Origin of the sequence: Lysinibacillus alkalisoli, from assembly GCF_014643595.1 — a bacterium.
GTDB classification, from domain to species: Bacteria; Bacillota; Bacilli; order Bacillales_A; family Planococcaceae; genus Metalysinibacillus; species Metalysinibacillus alkalisoli.
In genome coordinates this window covers 1-19,044 of the sequence record NZ_BMJT01000002.1, presented here as the reverse complement: position 1 = coordinate 19,044, position 19,044 = coordinate 1, and the positions used below count along the sequence as shown (strand labels likewise).

The 19,044-nt window shown below is 37.2% G+C and carries 20 protein-coding genes and 1 pseudogene; 3 read left to right on the top strand and 18 right to left on the bottom strand.

Annotation, left to right across the window (positions count from 1 at the left end):
* Window positions 1–25 precede the first annotated feature (25 nt).
* The 3 genes from dnaG to ccpN all read right to left on the bottom strand — a co-directional run bounded on the left by dnaG (window position 26) and on the right by ccpN (window position 3,471).
* Window positions 26–1,822 (bottom strand): DNA primase, encoded by a 1,797-nt coding sequence (gene dnaG / locus IEW44_RS02500; protein WP_188613448.1) that lies wholly within the window; start codon window positions 1,820–1,822, stop codon window positions 26–28.
* A 180-nt stretch (window positions 1,823–2,002) separates the two neighbouring features.
* Entirely contained in the window at window positions 2,003–2,818 is an 816-nt protein-coding gene (locus IEW44_RS02495) for a pyruvate, water dikinase regulatory protein (protein ID WP_188613447.1), read from the bottom strand.
* Window positions 2,815–3,471, bottom strand: coding sequence for a transcriptional regulator CcpN (ccpN, locus tag IEW44_RS02490; RefSeq protein ID WP_188613446.1), 657 nt, complete (start codon window positions 3,469–3,471; stop codon window positions 2,815–2,817). The genes IEW44_RS02495 and ccpN overlap by 4 nt, the downstream gene beginning before the upstream one ends.
* Window positions 3,472–3,819: 348 nt before the next feature.
* Between ccpN and IEW44_RS02485 the strand changes: the two genes are divergently transcribed.
* Complete coding sequence (locus tag IEW44_RS02485; RefSeq protein ID WP_373286126.1) at window positions 3,820–5,208, top strand: glycine--tRNA ligase; 1,389 nt, start codon at window positions 3,820–3,822, stop codon at window positions 5,206–5,208.
* A 50-nt stretch (window positions 5,209–5,258) separates the two neighbouring features.
* Here the strand turns inward: IEW44_RS02485 and recO are convergent, their stop codons facing one another.
* From recO to mtaB, 14 genes are all read right to left on the bottom strand, one after another.
* Window positions 5,259–6,029 carry a DNA repair protein RecO gene (gene recO / locus IEW44_RS02480; protein ID WP_188613444.1) on the bottom strand — a complete coding sequence of 257 codons (771 nt, stop codon included), beginning with the start codon at window positions 6,027–6,029 and terminating at the stop codon, window positions 5,259–5,261.
* 48 nt (window positions 6,030–6,077) lie between these two features.
* Window positions 6,078–6,992, bottom strand: a complete 915-nt coding sequence (gene era, locus IEW44_RS02475; protein WP_188613443.1) for a GTPase Era — start codon at window positions 6,990–6,992, stop codon at window positions 6,078–6,080.
* A complete protein-coding gene (locus IEW44_RS02470; RefSeq protein ID WP_188613442.1) occupies window positions 6,979–7,383 on the bottom strand; it encodes a cytidine deaminase in 405 nt (134 codons plus the stop codon). Before IEW44_RS02470 ends, era begins: the two co-directional genes overlap by 14 nt.
* 13 nt (window positions 7,384–7,396) lie before the next feature.
* Window positions 7,397–7,741, bottom strand: a complete 345-nt coding sequence (locus tag IEW44_RS02465; protein ID WP_188613806.1) for a diacylglycerol kinase family protein — start codon at window positions 7,739–7,741, stop codon at window positions 7,397–7,399.
* A gap of 8 nt (window positions 7,742–7,749) precedes the next feature.
* The gene (ybeY, locus tag IEW44_RS02460; protein WP_188613441.1) at window positions 7,750–8,220 is read right to left on the bottom strand and encodes an rRNA maturation RNase YbeY; all 471 of its coding nucleotides are present in this window, start codon (window positions 8,218–8,220) and stop codon (window positions 7,750–7,752) included.
* 12 nt (window positions 8,221–8,232) lie between these two features.
* Entirely contained in the window at window positions 8,233–10,347 is a 2,115-nt protein-coding gene (locus IEW44_RS02455) for an HD family phosphohydrolase (RefSeq protein ID WP_188613440.1), read from the bottom strand.
* Window positions 10,348–10,455: 108 nt separating this feature from the next.
* A complete protein-coding gene (locus IEW44_RS02450; RefSeq protein ID WP_188613439.1) occupies window positions 10,456–11,412 on the bottom strand; it encodes a PhoH family protein in 957 nt (318 codons plus the stop codon).
* A gap of 126 nt (window positions 11,413–11,538) precedes the next feature.
* A complete protein-coding gene (locus IEW44_RS02445) occupies window positions 11,539–12,048 on the bottom strand; it encodes a hypothetical protein (protein WP_188613438.1) in 510 nt (169 codons plus the stop codon).
* A gap of 34 nt (window positions 12,049–12,082) precedes the next feature.
* A complete protein-coding gene (gene floA, locus IEW44_RS02440; RefSeq protein ID WP_308421623.1) occupies window positions 12,083–13,084 on the bottom strand; it encodes a flotillin-like protein FloA in 1,002 nt (333 codons plus the stop codon).
* On the bottom strand, window positions 13,084–14,424 hold the full coding sequence (locus IEW44_RS02435) for an NfeD family protein (RefSeq protein WP_373286122.1): 1,341 nt from the start codon (window positions 14,422–14,424) through the stop codon (window positions 13,084–13,086). Before IEW44_RS02435 ends, floA begins: the two co-directional genes overlap by 1 nt.
* 186 nt (window positions 14,425–14,610) lie before the next feature.
* Window positions 14,611–14,784: a 30S ribosomal protein S21 gene (gene rpsU / locus IEW44_RS02430; protein ID WP_004227078.1), complete on the bottom strand. Its 174-nt coding sequence runs from the start codon at window positions 14,782–14,784 to the stop codon at window positions 14,611–14,613.
* A gap of 111 nt (window positions 14,785–14,895) precedes the next feature.
* Entirely contained in the window at window positions 14,896–15,567 is a 672-nt protein-coding gene (deoC, locus tag IEW44_RS02425) for a deoxyribose-phosphate aldolase (protein ID WP_188613437.1), read from the bottom strand.
* A gap of 74 nt (window positions 15,568–15,641) precedes the next feature.
* Complete coding sequence (locus IEW44_RS02420) at window positions 15,642–16,118, bottom strand: hypothetical protein (protein WP_188613436.1); 477 nt, start codon at window positions 16,116–16,118, stop codon at window positions 15,642–15,644.
* 187 nt (window positions 16,119–16,305) lie between these two features.
* The gene (gene mtaB / locus IEW44_RS02415; protein ID WP_188613435.1) at window positions 16,306–17,682 is read right to left on the bottom strand and encodes a tRNA (N(6)-L-threonylcarbamoyladenosine(37)-C(2))-methylthiotransferase MtaB; all 1,377 of its coding nucleotides are present in this window, start codon (window positions 17,680–17,682) and stop codon (window positions 16,306–16,308) included.
* A 254-nt stretch (window positions 17,683–17,936) separates the two neighbouring features.
* Here mtaB and IEW44_RS02410 point away from each other — a divergent pair, with 254 nt between their 5' ends.
* Window positions 17,937–18,227, top strand: a complete 291-nt coding sequence (locus IEW44_RS02410; RefSeq protein ID WP_229704137.1) for an Ltp family lipoprotein — start codon at window positions 17,937–17,939, stop codon at window positions 18,225–18,227.
* 76 nt (window positions 18,228–18,303) lie between these two features.
* Here IEW44_RS02410 and IEW44_RS02405 read toward each other — a convergent pair whose 3' ends face one another.
* Entirely contained in the window at window positions 18,304–18,849 is a 546-nt protein-coding gene (locus IEW44_RS02405) for a recombinase family protein (protein WP_188613434.1), read from the bottom strand.
* Window positions 18,850–18,942: 93 nt separating this feature from the next.
* Here IEW44_RS02405 and IEW44_RS02400 point away from each other — a divergent pair.
* Window positions 18,943–19,044: pseudogene (locus IEW44_RS02400) on the top strand (SulP family inorganic anion transporter); the annotation flags it as partial.

The following is a 19,044-nucleotide window of genomic DNA, read 5'->3' as shown; positions in this document are numbered from 1 at the left end:
TCCTCCTTCTAAACAATTACACCGATTACATTCCTCGCAGCACTCTTTGCAAATGAATGATTTCCATTGCCAGTTTGTTTGCTTCAGCAGTTTCTTGCAGCTTAATCATTTCTTTTAATTTGTGCTCTTTTTCATCAATGGAATGTTGAATACGTGCTTTTTTTAAACTTGCTAAACAATCATTTACTTCTTCTGTACGTGAATCCTCATTACACTCCATCAACGCTGCTTCTGCTACAATTTTACGTAAATCTTGCTCTGGCAATATCTCTGTAAAACGTTGAACATCTGCATGTTGATATTCTTCATAGAAGCGTATTAAATAAATAAATACTGTGTTATACACATCACGAATAAATGGTGCCGCATCATTTTCTTGCAATAATACATGGTGAACAATGTCTGCATCAGCTAACATATGTGCCAATAATAATCGCTCTGCTCTTTCATAATGCGACAATACTTTTGTATCGGTTGGAATATTTACCGTTTGTGTAGGTTGTACAATTGTTTTTGTCTGCTGCTCTAATTTACGATAATCCGCATAAATAGCTTCTTCAGATATGCCAGTTTCTTGCGCTAGTTGACGAATATAAAGATCGCGCTCCATAGGGGAGTGACGCTTTGCCAACTCTTCTAACACTTCCCTTACATATTGTAAAACGTCATTCTCATGCTGAAAGTTTTTATTCTTTCTTGCATGATGCATAATAAACGCTAAATAAGCTTGAGGATGTTCGATGATGTTTTCTGCAAAATTTTCTTTCCCACGCGTCTTAATATAATCATCTGGGTCAAGACCATCTGGTAAAATGGCTACTTCAACAGCAAGATTCATCTGTTGTAACAAAGCTCCTGCTCTTTTAGCTGCGTCAAGACCTGCTTGGTCACCGTCATAACATAATGTGATGTTATCCGCTAATCGCTTTAATTTGTGACAATGTTGGTCTGTCAATGATGTACCCATCGTGGCAACAGCATTCGTTACACCAGCTGTAGTAGCTGCTAATACATCCATGAAACCTTCCATTAAAACAGCTCGACGCTGTTTCCGAATGGCTGGCCGAGCTCGGTCTACGTTATATAACACTTCACTCTTATGGAAAATAGGAGACTCTGGACTATTTAAGTATTTGGCCTCTTCCTTATTCGTGACAAGTACCCTGCCTGAAAAAGCAATTACTTTTCCACGGTCATCGCGGATGGGAAACATAACGCGTTCACGAAAACGATCAAAATAGGAGCCATCATCACGCTCTACTAATAAGCCACATGCCGCCATTTCTTGAATATCAAAACCTTGGCGCTCTAACAAAATCGTTAACGTATCAAAATTAGGCAATGCGTACCCTAGTTGATAATCGATAATCATTTCTTCGCTAAAACCGCGGTCTTTTAAATATTGCAAAGCATGCTCGCCATCTTCTGTATTCATCAAAATATGATGGAAAAAGGAGGCTACAAATTCATGCGCTTCCTTCATGCGTGTTTCAGTGGCAGATACAGGTTTAGCTGTAACAGTTGGTGCCTCAACAGCTAAACCTGCTCGCTCGCCCAGTTTAGCAACTGCTTCTGGAAATGTAATCCCTTCAATATCCATGACAAAAGTAAATGCATTGCCACCAGCGCCACAACCAAAGCAGTGAAAGATTTGCTTATCTGTAGAAACGGAAAAGGATGGCGTCTGTTCGCCATGAAAAGGACAAAGACCAAAATAGTTGCGACCACGTTTCGTTAATTGCATATATTCACTCACAACATCTACAATATCGGATTGTGATCGGATTTGTTCAATTACCTCTTCTGGTATTTTTGATGCCATTCTCTCACCTTCAATATACGTATTTCGAGATAAGTTAGAAAAAACCTCTATTTTTCCGTAAAAAAAACAAGGTTTTTTTCAGCCTCTTTTCTCTGACACAATTTTATTATTATAAAGCATTCTAACAAATAAAACTACTAGAAGCATTCAAAAAACGCTTTAGCATATTGCTAAAAGCGCCTACTGTTTTTGTTCGTGTAAGTGTCGAATAATGCGATTTGCTGTTTCTTCTACCGCTTTATTTGTTACATCAATCACCTGACAGCCAATTTGTTCGACGATGCGATTAAAGTATTGCAATTCTTCCTCAATACGAGAGTGTTGTGCATATAATGCATCATTATTTAAGCCTAAAGCCAACAAACGTTCTTGACGTATAAAGTTCAGCTTTTCAGGTGAAATCACAAGTCCAATGCACTTCTCCTTAGGCACTTGAAACAGCTCTTTAGGTGGGTCTACCTCAGGCACTAACGGTACATTTGCCACTTTAAATCGTTGATGTGCTAAATACTGGGACAATGGCGTTTTTGAAGTGCGCGATACCCCAATCAGTACAATATCCGCTTGTAGTAAACCTCTTGGGTCTCTGCCATCATCATATTTTACAGCAAATTCGATCGCTTCAATCTTTTTAAAATAATCTTCATCTAGTTGATGCATAATGCCTGGCTTTTCTAGCGGCGCCTCATCCAATATGTTATCCATAGCACCAATTACTGGGCCAAGTACATCAATGCCATGTACACCTTGTTCTGTGCATAGTGTGGCAGCGAGTGTACGCATTTCATTTTTTACTAACGTATAAATGACCATAGCGCCTTTTACACTAGCATAATGAATGATTTTTGTTAAACCTTCTTCGGTACGTGTATAGGGAAATCTTCGAATCACAGTCTCCTCATAATTAGGTCTAAACTGGCTCAGTACTGCTTTTGCCACTTGTTCACCTGTTTCACCGACGGAATCGGATATCACAAATACTTTAATACCTTTCACTCTGTAACCGCCTCTTCATTTGTCTCTGTTTCAATTAGCGAAATAAATGCGCGTGTAATGTTTGTTTTTGTTAATCTGCCTATTACTTCTATTCCTTTTTTACGTTCAATTACAACTGGTAAGGAATCTACTTCTCTTTCAATAAGCTTTTTAGCTGCTGTCATTAAAGAATCTTTCTTCTTACAGTGCGAAATATTAGGCATGCGGGTCATAATAATGTGTACGGGAATTTTATTTAAATCTTGTGAGCCTATGCTTGTGCGAAGCAAGTCTTTACGTGATAGTACGCCCGTTAAAAAATTATCGTCGTCTACTACAAATAAAGTCCCAACATCCTCTGCAAACATATGACAAATCGCTTCATAAACCGTCATATTCTCTGAAACCTTAACTGGTGATGAATAAAAATCTTCCACTTTAAGTTTAGATACACTTTCATAAAGTGATGCCGATGTTTTTTTACCTGAATAAAAATAGCCTACTCTTGGTCTAGCATCTAAAAAGCCTGACATGGTAAGAATTGCTAAGTCAGGACGCAAAGTTGCGCGTGTTAAATTTAAACGGTCTGCAATATGTTCACCTGTGATTGGTCCGTTTTCTTTAACAATCTGTAAAATTTCTTCCTGACGTTGATTGAGTTCGATTTGACTCACCGCCTCAAAATGTTATGTGTTATACTTAATGCTTAATTATTATATACTATTTTCACCTTGATTGCTAAGAAAAGAAATATCAATTAGAATATTGACATTCGTTTAAAAAAATGATAGTCTTTCACGTATATACAGGCAATGACGAGTCTATAAGTAATTTTTTCAAATTGCAGCGAGTAGAGTATAGTGAGAGTCTACGCGAAAAAATGAAACGGCAACTCCGAGCCAATTGTGTGGAAAGTGGTTTACAATTTTGTAAACAATCAGGGTGGAACCGCGGGTATAGCACTCGTCCCTGGGCATATTATGTGCCCGGAGACGGGTGCTTTTATTATGAGGAGGTCATTCATTATGGCAAAATCAATGGAAACAATTGTTAGTTTAGCAAAACATCGTGGCTTCGTATTCCCAGGCTCTGAAATTTATGGTGGTCTGGCAAATACTTGGGATTATGGTCCACTAGGTGTGGAATTAAAAAATAATATCAAAAAAGCTTGGTGGCAAAAATTCGTACAAGAATCTGCTTATAACGTAGGACTTGACGCAGCGATTTTAATGAACCCAAAAACATGGGAAGCTTCTGGTCATATTGGTAACTTTAACGATCCAATGATTGACTGTAAAGCATGTAAATCACGTCATCGTGCTGATAAATTAATTGAAGATGCTTCATTATCAAAAACTGGAAAAGAAATTATTGTTGATGGTATGAGCTTTGATCAAATGAAAGAAAAAATGGATGAATTAGATGTAACTTGTCCAGATTGTGGTAAACAAGACTTCACAGATATTCGCCAATTCAACTTAATGTTTAAAACTTTCCAAGGTGTAACAGAGTCTTCAACAAATGAAATCTTCCTACGTCCTGAGACAGCACAAGGTATTTTTGTTAACTTTAAAAATGTGCAGCGCTCTATGCGTAAACGCGTACCATTTGGTATTGCCCAAGTCGGAAAATCATTCCGTAATGAAATTACACCAGGTAACTTTACATTCCGTACACGTGAATTTGAGCAAATGGAACTCGAATTCTTCTGTAAACCAGGTGAAGACCTTGAGTGGCATAAATACTGGAAAGATTTCTGTGAAAAATGGCTACTTGACTTAGGTATCACACAAGATAATATGCGCCTACGTGACCATGAAGAAGATGAGTTGTCACACTACTCCAATGCCACAACGGATATTGAATATAAATTCCCATTTGGCTGGGGCGAGTTATGGGGTATTGCTGACCGTACAGACTATGACTTAAAACAACATATGGAACACTCTGGTGAAGATTTCACGTATATCGATCCTGTTTCAAATGAACGTTATGTCCCTTACTGTATTGAGCCGTCTTTAGGCGCTGACCGTGTAACATTAGCCTTTTTATGTGATGCTTATGAAGAAGAAGCATTAGAAGGTGATGATAAACGTACCGTTATGCGTTTCCATCCTGCTTTAGCACCGTTTAAAGCAGCTGTATTACCTTTATCAAAAAAATTAGCAGACGAAGCAAATGATGTGTGGGCTGACTTGCGTAAATACTTCCCTGTAGATTATGATGAGTCACAATCTATTGGTAAACGTTACCGTCGTCAAGATGAAATTGGTACACCATTCTGTATCACATATGACTTTGACTCTAAAGAAGATGGCCAAGTAACTGTGCGTCATCGTGATACTATGGAACAAAAACGTATGCCAATTGCGGATGTCAAAGCTTATATCGAGAGTTTCTTAACATTTTAATCACGAAAAAGCACTGTTGAAAATTCAACAGTGCTTTTTCATGCGATTTATTAGTCTGACTCTCGTTTCGGTAATTGTGCATCCATCCGCTCTAATTGCTCAATAAATTTTTTCGATTTCAAACGTATACCTGTTTGCTCTTCATAAATTGTCGAAATAATTTTATGAATAAAGTTTTTTGTTTCCTGCTTTAATGTAATGGCACCAATTTGATCTACTGGTACATTGTAAAACATCCTAATGAGACGTACATATGCAGGTTTTAACCGAATGATATAGTCATCTAGATGAAAACAACGATGGCAGAGAAAACCACCCTGTGTGAAGGAAAAAGCAAACTCACCATCTGTTGAACTACAAGCTGCACAACCATTTAGCATAGGTTGCACCCCTGTATAAGGTAATAATTTCCATTCTGTAATTAGCATAATCGCTTCAGGGTCTACTTCTTCATCGATGGCTTTCAATGCATACTGTAAAATATCAAAGGCATATGGTTGAGGTTCACCTTCTTCAACGACACGATCCACTAATTCAACAATATAACTCCCATAAGCCATTGCGGTAATATCTGAGCGTAAATGACGTAGTGCATCTAATTGTTCACCTTGTGTTAAAGAGCCCATGCCTGTATATTTTTGTACCATAAACATAGCATGCGTAAATACTTGCGTCATAGAAGCAAGTCTACTTTTAGGACGCCTTGCACCTCTCGCCATTACTGCAACTTTACCCGCTTCACGCGTCATTAGGACTACGACTTTATTTGCTTCACCATAATCATGTGTGCGTAATACATACCCTTCCCACTTATGTAACAAGTCATTCCCTCCTTACGAAAAAACGGAAGGCATAAGCCTCCCACTTTTTTAATATTCGTCCTCACGGAAACCAAAATCGCGTAAATGCACAGACTTATTACGCCAATCCTTTTGCACTTTTACCCATAATTCTAAATACACTTTAGAACCTAACAACATTTCAATATCTTTACGTGCTCTCGTTCCCACTTCTTTTAACATAGCGCCATTTTTCCCAATAACAATGCCTTTTTGTGAATCACGTTCTACCATAATCGTAGCGGATACACGAATTTTATTTTCAAACTCTTCATCACGACGAATTTTGTCAATGACTACTGCTACAGAATGCGGAATCTCTTCACGTGTTAAATGTAATACTTTTTCACGAATTAACTCCGAAATAATAAAGCGCTCGGGATGATCTGTTACTTGGTCTGCTGGATAATATTGAGGCCCTTCCGGCATATAACGTTCTACAGTCTCTAATAAATGATCCACATTATGGCCTTCTAACGCAGAGATTGGCACAATTTCTGCAAAGTCATATCGTTCTTTATATCCTTCAATAATTGTTGCTAACTTATCAGGATGTACACGGTCAATTTTATTCACGATTAAAAAGACTGGCGTTTGATTACCTTCTAATAAATTCATAATGAACTCATCACCAGGACCTAGTTTTTGCTCAGCATTCACCATAAACATAATAATATCTACTTCACGCAATGTATTTTTTGATACTTTTAACATAAAGTCACCTAATTTATGCTTAGGTTTATGGATACCTGGTGTATCAATAAAAATGAATTGGCTATTTTCTGTTGTTAGTACACCTTGTACTTTATTACGAGTTGTTTGAGGCTTATCACTCATAATCGCAATTTTTTGTCCTACAACACGATTTAAAAATGTTGACTTTCCTACATTTGGTCGTCCTATAATTGAAATAAAACCTGATTTAAATTTTTTATTTTCCTGCATCTTGTAAATCCTCCGTTGTAAATGCGCCAGGCAATAACTCGCCTACCGTCGTTTCTAATAGATTGCCCTTCATATTCGTTAAATACACAGGCATTGCTGGGTCGCAAAACTCCACCATTACTTGTCGACATGCACCACATGGTGATACAGGCCCTTCTGTATTCGCCGTTATGGCTAAAGCTGTAAATTGGGTCACCCCTTCTGAGATAGCTTTAAAAAAGGCTGTACGTTCTGCGCAATTTGTTAATCCAAAACTGGCATTCTCAATATTACATCCTTTATAAACTTCGCCATCTGCTGTTAATAGCGCAGCACCAACAGGAAATTTAGAATACGGCACATAGGCAGCTGTTTTTGCTTGTAATGCTGCCTGTATCAACTTTTCTTTCATAAAAAACTCCTATCTATAACCATTTTGGTAAAAAAATTAGTAAGCCTATTATCGCACTTGCTAGAGCAAACACAAGTACCGCACCTGCCGCGATATCTTTTGCTTGCTTAGCTAATGGATGAATAGTGGGGGAAGCTAAATCAACTACTCGCTCAATCGCCGTGTTTACCATCTCTAACGCAAACATCAAAGCAATAACTATAATAATAATAAGCCATTCAACTCGACTTAACCCTGTAAAATAACCCGCTATTATAACAATCATAGCGCTCAATAGATGTGAGCGAAAATTTTGTTCCTGCATAGCACTCCTAACACCTGTTATAGCAAACGTAAATGAGCGGAAAAATTTACGCATATCAAACATTAGGCACGCGCTAATCCATACGATTGTAAGATGGCATCTTGTTTACTAAACATTTCTTTCTCATCTGCTGCTGTCATATGATCATAACCTAATAAATGCAACAAACCATGTACCGCTAAAAAGCCTAGTTCACGCTCAAATGAATGACCATATTCAGCTGCCTGTTCTACAGCACGATCAATTGAAATAATAATATCGCCTAACACTCTTGGCATCCCCTCTACTTGAACGGCTATCTCTTCTTCACCCATCTCTTCTAATGCAAACGAAATTACATCCGTAGCACGATCCTTATTGCGATATTGTTTATTAATCGCCTGTATCGCTTCATTCGTGACAAAAGTCACTGAAATTTCGGCATCTTCCTTGATTCCTTCTGATGCGATAGCATGTTGTAGTAGTTTTTCGACAAGGTCAATATGGTGATCTTGTACAGCTTTTGTTTCATCTAAAAAATCAATGGTTAACATATTCACCTCTCCTTACATTTTAGGGTATTCAATACGTGAATGGAAAATACCATTTAACGTTTCGCATAATACTTCTTCAATAATTTTTAACTGCTTAATTGAAATATCACACTCATCAAATTGATTATCATTTAAACGATCTGCAATAATGGATTGTACTAACTTACGTATTTTTTCTGGTGTTGGCTCCTTCATCGAACGTACAGCCGCCTCCACACTGTCTGCTACACTAATTACAGCCGCCTCTGTTGTTTGTGGCTTTGGCCCAGGGTAACGGAATAAAGACTCATCTAATTCCTTGCCTTCCTCTTTGGCTTTAAACCAAAAATACTTTAATAAACTCGAACCATGGTGTTGTAAAGCAATATCAATGATTTCATCTGGCATTTTGTGTTTACGTAGTAAATCGGCGCCATCTGTCGTATGCGCGATAATAATTTCCGCACTCTTCTCAGGTGGCATAGCATCGTGCGGATTCATCCCTGCCATCTGATTTTCAATAAAGAAGGTTGGTCTAAATGTCTTGCCAACATCGTGGTAATAACAACCTACACGGGCGAGCAAACCATCTGCCCCAATTTCTTCACATGCTGCTTCAGCTAAGTTAGCTACCATCACACTATGATGATAGGTCCCTGGCGTCTCAACAAGTAGTTTCTTTAATAAAGGATGATTAGGATTTGATAATTCAATAAGGCGTAACGTTGATAAAATGCCGAAAGCAGATTCAAAAAATGGTAATAAGCCCATCGTTAATGTACCTGACATAAAACCTGATACAGCAGCAGCAATAGCATATACCCCTAATTCCTTCATACCGTAATTGGCTTGCGTCATTAATAAATAAAACAAGATAAAGAGTAAATTTACTACTGTGACAATACCACTTGCTGTTAAAATATGTGTGCGCTTTTCCACACTACGCATAAAGAACAAACTTGCAAAACCGCCAAAAATAATATAGAGAGCAATCTCCATTTGCAGTACAGATGAGTAACCTTCTTGGAAGATAACCCCAGCCGACGCAGCAGTCATTACAGTTACAAGTACAGCAGCACGGTCATTAGCTAGCAAACGCACAAGCATCGTAGCTAATGCAGTAGGATAGAAAAATGCAATAACAAAATCAAAATCTGTAGCAATAATACTTAAAATCTTCATTAAAACAATCGATATGGAATACACGATAGCCGTCACGAGCAAGGCATTGCGTTTCTTCCGCATATCTGAATCCCAACGCTCAAATAAAATAAACATAAAGGACATTTGTAATAAAATCAACAATAAAATCCCTACTACAGGCTTCATTGAACTTTTGCCATCTGTCATACCAAGCAACTCTAATTGTCGATACATTTCTGTATCAATAATTTGACCTTCTTGCACAATAATTTGACCTTGTAAAATACGTGTTGGCTCCACATTAGATTTAGCTTGCTCAATTAGCTTCTTTGTTTGTGCATCATCTAGTGTTTCTGTTTCAACGATGCTACTACGGGCAATCTGGGCAACAGCATCTAATGCTTTGCTATTCAAATTCATGCGTAAACGCACTTTAGATTCAATAGCATTACGCTCATCCTCTACATAATTATCACGAATAGGATTTTCTAATGTTGCTTTTACATAATCATTTAGCTCTGTTGTTGCATATTGTAAGTCTTTTTCATCTAAACTTAGTAATGCTGTCAATTGCTCATCTGATAATGCAATGGAAATTTCATTATCATCAATCGAATTAAATTTCTTTTTTAACTGTTTAACTTGTTCCTCCATTGGTACTTCCTTGTCACTAGCTGCCGCTTCTTTTTTTACACTTATGACATAATCAAACAGCGACGTAACAATAGCTGTACGCTGTGTAACAATGGCTTCATTGTACACATAAACAGGATTAACCTCTTCTACTATACGCTTTTTCTCTTGCTCTGTTTTATAGGAGTCTTCAATTGTTTTTGTTGAACGAATGGTGTCAGGTGCAAGTTGTAATGGTTTGACATCGTATGTTCTTCCCTGTACGTTACCTAACATTAAGAAAAACTGTAATACACCTGTAATGAGTAGTACAATAATTAAAAAATAACGAAAGTTGATCAACTTCATTATTTTATCAATTGTCTTATCCAAACTACGCACTCCTTTCCACTTTCTATCATACCAATTTCTTAGAGATTTTACTGTAAAAAAACAAAAAACAGCCACATTTTATTGTAGCTGTTACAATTTTTCAACGCTTTAGTTTTCATTCTCTCCATAAGCTTGAATAATTTTAGCAACCATCGGATGGCGTACCACATCACCTTGCTCTAAAATTTGAAAATGAATATCTTCTACACCTTGTAAAATCCGCTCCGCTTTAATTAAGCCCGATTCTGTATTGCGTGGTAAGTCGATTTGCGTCTTGTCTCCTGTGACAACCATCTTAGAGCCAAAACCTAAGCGAGTTAAAAACATTTTCATTTGGGGATGTGTTGTATTTTGTGCCTCGTCTAAAATCACAAATGCATCGTCTAACGTACGACCTCGCATATAAGCAAGCGGGGCAATTTCAATTGTACCGCGTTCGATTAAACGATCCGTCTGTTCAGCTCCATAAATATCATGTAAGGCGTCATATAAGGGACGTAAATAAGGATCTACTTTCTCTTTTAAGTCCCCTGGTAAGAAACCTAGAGACTCACCAGCTTCTACAGCTGGACGCGTTAAAATAATGCGCTTCACTTGCCCTGTCCGTAACGCTTGTGTTGCCATCACAACCGCTAAGTATGTTTTACCCGTACCCGCAGGCCCAATGCCAAATACAAGATCGCGGTGACGGATCGCACGAATATATTCGCGTTGACCAATTGTTTTTGCTCGAATGGGTTTACCTTTTGCTGTGCGTGCAATTTCTTCATCATATAGGGATGAGAAAAACTCCAACGTACCTTTATGTTCCATTTCAATAGCAGATGCCACATCACGCATATCAATATTGATATTTTTACGGATGACTTGCAATAAAGCATCTAACACAGCTGTTACTCGTTCTTTATTTGTTTCTTCACCCGATAATGATATGGTTTCACCACGTGTAATAATATGTACATTAAACGCTTCTTCCACCATTTTCATATTCGCATCTGCCATACCTAGTAGCATAATGGCTTCATTCGGGTTATCGACGTGCAAGGTCGTTAGTTTCTCTGTCATCCATCATTCTCCTTCACATGTACTAAACACTCTTACTTTATCACTATATTACGTATACTGTAAAACATTTGTCTATCGATAAAAATAAGGCTGCTAGAAATTATTCTCTAGACAGCCTCATTATATTTAACGTACACGTTGTTGTTTTGATTTTGGTTTACCTAAAATCTCCGCCATTACAATTGCTTGCATAAGCTGCTGTTGTGCTTGTCCTGTATTGGATGTCTCTTGCTCAGCTTTTTCTACTTTTACTATTTGACGATCTGCCATTAATGCTGGGCGAGTAGAGCGATTTTGTAAAGGTTCACGTTTTGCACGTTCTACTATTTCTCTCCGCTTCGGTTCAGGTGGCGGTGATTTTACAGGCTCACTTACCACTTCTCGTGCAACAGGCTTAACATCACCTAGCATTTCTCGTGCAAATTCTTCAAAGGTCGGTTTTTTAGTTGGACTTGTCACTGGTTTAACAGGCTGTGCCTTATAACCTTTAGCAGGCTTAGCTTTTGTTGGAACAGGTTTTGGCGCATGTTTCTGAGATGGGTTTTTACTGTTTTCGTTACTCTCTTTTGATTTATTTACACGATCAATCACTGTACCAATAATTGAGATAATGATGAAAATAATAAAAGCTTCCATTTTAGAGCGTCACTCCTTTCGCCAATTGAAGAAGTTAATTCTGCTCGTCATGCTTGTCATTTTTTGAGCCTTTAGCAATTGATTCACGCATAGATGTATCTGCTTGAATATTATTGTAGTTAACTAAATCCATAACACCTAAATTTCCTGTGCGTAAAGCTTCTGACATTGCCATAGGTACTTCAGCTTCGGCTTCTACTACTTTCGCTTTCATCTCTTGTACCTTAGCTAACATTTCTTGTTCTTTCGCTACAGCCATTGCACGACGTTCTTCTGCTTTTGCTTGAGCAATATTTTTATCAGCTTCAGCTTGTTCAATTTGTAATTCTGCACCGATATTTTTACCAACATCAACGTCTGCAATATCAATTGATAAAATTTCAAAAGCTGTCCCTGAGTCTAAACCTTTAGCTAACACGGTTTGAGAAATCATATCTGGGTTTTCTAATACTTGCGTGTGGCTCACAGAAGAACCAATTGTCGAAACAATACCTTCACCAACACGAGCTACAATTGTATCTTCACCCGCACCACCAACAAGACGCTCAATATTAGCGCGTACTGTAATACGTGCTTTTGCTTTTACTTCAATACCATTCATAGCAACACCTGCAATAAATGGTGTTTCGATTACTTTAGGGTTTACTGACATTTGTACTGCTTCTAATACATCACGGCCTGCTAAGTCAATAGCCGCACAACGTTCGAATGTTAACTCAATATTAGCACGGTGTGCAGCAATTAATGCGTTAACTACGCGGTCTACATTACCACCTGCTAAATAATGACTTTCTAACTGATTAATGGTTACAGGTAACCCTGCTTTATGAGCTTTAATTAATGGGTTAACGATACGTGATGGAATAACACGACGTAAGCGCATACCTATTAATGTGAAAATACTTACTTTAACACCTGCTGCTAATGCCGAAATCCATAACGCGATTGGCACAAATGTGAAAAATACAGCTAATACGATTAACAATACAACAAGCGCAAAAATTAAACCGATTGTTGACATTGAAGAAATATCCATTATGCTTCCTCCCTCTCTTCTCTCACTACAATGCGAGAGCCTTCCACTTTAATAATTACAACCATTTTACCTGCTTCAATATAAGCACCTTCACTCACTACATCTAAGCGCTCACCTTGAATGTCCATAATACCTGATGGACGAAGCGGTGTCACTGTTTTTCCAGTGCGCCCTATTAAATCAATACGATTCACATTAGAAACGTAGCCATCCTCAGTTGTAGTAGCGTCTTTTAAAACAAGGTTATTTAATATGGTCAATTTTTTACCAAATACCTTCATAATAATCACCATCCCTACTATTGCAACACTTATTGCAATTAACACGGAAATCAGCATATGCGTAACATCAGCACCTGCCATGACAATACTAGCAATAACTGCTCCTATACCTATTATACCAACAATTCCACCTGGTATGAAAAATTCTGCACCTATTAATGCTGCACCTAATATAAAAAGTAAAATCGTTTCATATCCAGCAAAGCCTGCTACTAAATGGCCAAAAAAGAACAACACAAGTGAAATTAACCCCATCGCTCCTGAAATCCCAAAGCCTGGTGAGTATAATTCGATAATCAAGCCCAAACTAGCAATAGATAATAAAATAGGAATAACAATCGGATTGGTAATAAAGCGTGCTACATGCTCAAAAAAAGTAGGCTCTACTTGTATCATTTCATGATCATTTAATTGTGTAGCCTGCAATACGTCTTGTAATGTAGCTGCTGTGCCTTGTGAATACTTAACTTGCTCGGCTTCCTTAGCAGACAATGTCAAGAACTCGCCCTTTGGTGAACCTAATTCTGGCAAGTCAATATCTTTATCTGCCATTGCCATCGCATAAATAGGGTCTTTGCCTGCTTTTGTTTCTGCAGCTGCTTTCATTTGTTTAATCCATGCACTCTGCACCTTTTTGTCTGCATCTTTACCAGATTGTTCAATAATTCCAGCTGCTCCCATTGTACCATTAGGTGTCATATATACTTCATCAGCATGTAATGCTAAAAATGCACCTGCTGATAAGGCATCTTTGTTAATATACGCAATTGTACGAATATTTGTCGCATCCATTAACTTGGCAATATTGCCTGCTGCATTCGTGAAACCACCTGGCGTATGAATATCTAATATAATGGCATCTGCTTGATTTTGCTCGGCTTCTTTAAAAGCACGTTGTAAAAATGCATGGAGTCCTTTTTCAATATCTTCATGAATAGGGATATGATAAATGACGTTGGACTTTGCTTCTGCTTTTGTTACGAGCGCTACACTAGGAATGAGAAAACCAATCAATAGTATTGTTAAGATAAACAGCCTAATTTGTTTACCTTTTTGCACATCATTACCTCCTCTCTTCTTACCTTTACTATAATGTACGGGACTAAACGAGAAAAGTTTCAAAAAAAGTGCTAAAAATGCAAAATACCTGAATGGAAATAAATTTCCATTCAGGTATATCAATTGTCTGTTCAGTAATCAATCAAATTGCGTGTTTTTAACGTAGGGACTTGAGTAAAAACTAAATTACCACTTACGTTTACGTGCAGCTTCTGATTTCTTTTTACGTTTTACGCTAGGTTTTTCGTAGAATTCGCGCTTTCTTACTTCCTGAATTGTACCACTTTTTGAAACAGTACGTTTGAAGCGACGAAGAGCATCTTCAAGCGATTCGTTTTTGCGAACGACAGTTTTTGACATATCTCTTTCCCTCCCTCCGAACACACATCACACAACAACTTAAAATAAAGTAGCTGTGTACTAGAAAATTATACCGTAATATAGCAGATTGGTCAACAGAAACAATAAGAATTAATAACTTGAATTTGCTGTATCCCCACTTACAATTGCAACGCCTGAACTTGCACCAATACGGGTAGCACCAGCTTGTATCATTAAAGCAACATCTTCTGCATTACGCACACCACCTGAAGCTTTAACACCAATATGTTCACCTACCGTTTTACGCATTAAGGCAACATCTTCTACAGTCGCTCCACCTGTTGAAAAACCTGTTGATGTTTTTACAAAATCGGCACCAGCTTGTTTACTTAATACACAAGCACGTACTTTTTCTTCCTCTGTTAATAAACACGTTTCAATAATCACTTTTACAAGTGCTTGTTTATTTGCAGCTTCAACAACTGCTTTGATATCTTGTAACACTTGTTCATCGTCTTTATCTTTTAAAGCACCAATATTAATTACCATATCCACTTCTGTAGCGCCATTTTGAATCGCATCTTTTGTCTCAAACACTTTATTGGCTGTTGTTGTTGCACCTAACGGAAAACCAATTACGGTACAAACAGCTACCTGTGAACCTTGCAATAATGTTGCACATGTTTTTACCCATGTTGGATTGATACAAACAGAAGCAAATTGATATTGTTTAGCTTCCTCACAAAGTGTAGTAATTTGTGTTTTTGTTGTGTCTGCTTTAAGTAATGTATGGTCAATTAGCGAGGCATATTTTTTAGTCATCTTGAAAAACTCCTTTATTTTAGATGTACGTACCTCTTATATCATAGCATAGGACCTATTGATAAGCTATTTCATTATGTATGGTCAAACTGTAATGTTTCGTATAAAGTGTGACTATCTTTTGAAAAGTAACGTACTTTTATGCAAGGTTTTATATTACCTGCATACAGTTGATAATAAAGGACATCAATTACTAATGTAGATTCTATAATGGCTGTAAAAATATCAGAGCGATAGTCGGCTTGTTGCATATAAAAATCTAAAACGGTTAAATCATCATTACATTCAAATTTAGCATACGAGGCTACTTCAATGTCTTCGCAAGTATCCACTTGTTCTTTAAAAGCTTGCACCATACTTTTAAAGTCCTGTAAGGCTAGTTGGCGATTTTCTTCCGTCATATATAATAAGAGCTGCTGATTCTTTATAGTGTAGTGAGCAATACGATTAGGATCATAATTACTAAAATCATCAATATCTCCTACGATACCATCTGGAATGATGACACATACCAGGTCATCTTGCTCATTATTCTCTTCCAAAAACTTCATTTCACACCCCCCCATCTACTTATCTGATATGTATTTCCCTATTTCTTTGTGTTTAAACTAAAATACTTTATATTAATGTATTATAATTTTTTTCCTGAAATCATCAAGTTTTTATTACTAGACAAAAGCATGCTATGTCATTTTCTCTTCTCAAAAAAATGCACAACATGCTTTCGCCTATCAAACATTACACAATACGCTCTACACGTTGTGTTCTTTCTTCGACTTCTTGCCCCACCACACGTACAAATTGACCTTCATTATATGGATAGCCCGCTTTAGTAATACGCACTTTCACTAATTGACCGATTAATGATTCATCACCGTCAAAGACCACTTTCAAATAATTATCTGTATAACCTACATATAATTGTTCATCACCTTCTTTGAAACGTTCTTCAGGAATAATTTCAACTACATCGCCTTCAAAGCGACTAGCATACTCTTTTGCTAATTGATTATTTAACTCAAGTAAACGGTGCACTCGCTCATTTTTTATTTCTTCATCGATTTGATCTGTCATACGAGCAGCTGGTGTACCCGTACGTTTTGAATAAGGGAAAACGTGTAACTCTGAAAATTTATGATCACGTATAAAATGATATGTCTCCATAAATTCTTCTTCCGTTTCACCTGGGAAACCGACAATGACATCTGATGTTACAGCTAAATTTGGCAAAGCTTCCGTTAGACGTGTAATACGATCTGAGAAAAACGCCATTGTATACTTGCGACGCATGCGTTTTAATACGGTATCTGAACCTGATTGAATTGGAATATGCAAATGATTTACAACAATGTTTGACTCACGCAATACGTCAATCACTTCGTCTGATAATTGAGATGCTTCAATAGAAGAGATGCGTAGACGCTTTAAACCTTTAACATTCGCTTCAAGATCACGCAGTAACTGTGCCAAGTTATAGTCTTTTAAATCTTCACCATAGCCACCTGTATGAATACCTGTTAATACAATCTCTAAATAACCTGCATCCACTAGTTGTTGTGCTTGTTTAATCACTTCTTGTGGGTCACGAGAACGCATCAAACCTCTCGCCCAAGGAATAATACAAAACGTACAGAAGTTGTTACAGCCTTCTTGTATTTTGAGTGAGGCACGTGTACGATCTGTAAATGCTGGTACATCTAATTCTTCGTAAACACGATTCTTCATAATGTTACGCACCGCATTAATCGGCTGACGTTCTTTTTTATATTGTTCAATAAGCGGCAACATTTTAGTACGGTCTTGTGTACCTACTACAATATCAACACCAGGAATCGCCATAATCTCTGCGGGTGAGGTTTGTGCATAACAGCCTGTTACACAAATAACAGCATCTGGATTTTGACGTACTGCTCGTCGAATAACTTGACGTGACTTTTTATCTCCAGTATTCGTCACTGTACAAGTATTCACAACATACACATCTGCTTGATGTTCAAACTCAGTACGTTCATATCCCTCTGCCTGAAACAACTGCCAAATCGCTTCTGTTTCATAATGATTTACTTTACAACCTAAAGTATACAGGCTCACGGTTCGTACGCTATTATCTTTCATTTATATCAACCTTTCTTTTGATTTCTACTTCGATTTATTTTCGAAATTGCTACCTGAATAATGATAACATAATACACTTAAATTCAACACTTCTTAAAAAATGCTTTTATTTCATTGGTTTTCGCTTCTTTTTAATCCATATATATAGCCATAATTAACTTTTTATAGCACTATATACATATAAAAGTTATGAATGGATTATGTTGTAAACAACAAAGAAACCTTTTTATAAGAAATGGTGGTTTATTACTCTTGTGGCGTTATTCATTATAGGAGCAATCGCTTCACCTAAAGATAACAATGAAACAAAACCTAAAGAGGAAGTAGCTAAGAGCGAAAAACAAACAGAGACTGTAGTGGAACCTGCTCAATACGCTATTGATAATCTTGATGTCGATTGGAAAGAAAATGCGTTAAAGAAAGCTGAAACGTACGCAGAGAGAATGAGTATGTCTGATTCAGGTATTTATGAACAACTTATTTCTGAGTATGGTGAAAAATTTACTGCAGAAGAAGCTCAATACGCTATTGATAATTTAAAATAGAAATAAAAAAGCCGTCACCTACTAGGTTTTATCCTGGTAAGTAACGGCTTTTCTTGTATAAATGATACTACTTAAACTAGTCATCTAACAATTCTAAATAACGATAAAGCGTGGACTTACTAATCCCTGTCTCATTCTTAATATCAAACAACGTATGTTGGCCCGTTTGATACATCGCAATCGCTCGTTTCACATTTTCATCTGCTTTTCTTGGTCTCCCTAGTACTTTACCTTTCTCTTTTGCTTGCATCATACCTAACATGGTGGATTGTTTGATAATATCACTTTGAAATTCTAAAAAGCGATTTAGCACATCTAACAAAGGCTTTTCTAGTAACTCTACTGATGTTATATCGTCTTCTATAAAATGAATTGTGACACCATCATGAGCGCAGATTTTCAGTAATTCTTCAAGGTGTCTCGTTGTATCAGCTAATGCAAAAAAGCGAGACACTTGAAGAATATCGCCTGCTTTCATTTCCAACAATAACTCTTCTAAAGCATGACGCTTTTTTGCTTGACCATGCGTCTCTTTAAAAATCCTATCACTCTTTTGTAATACATCTGATTGTACTAACATATCTGGGTCATCATATAAAGGCCTTTGATAGCCGTATAACATTTTTATTCACTCCTATTTTTCCTATAATGGTTCCTTTTTGGGAAAGTTATGTTATGATGAACGAGAAATTTTATTTAAGATAAGGAGATTAGTATGCAAACTTTACAACAACAATGGTTTGGGAATGTGCGTGGTGATGTGCTATCAGGTATTGTAGTTGCCTTAGCCCTTATACCAGAAGCAATAGCGTTCTCC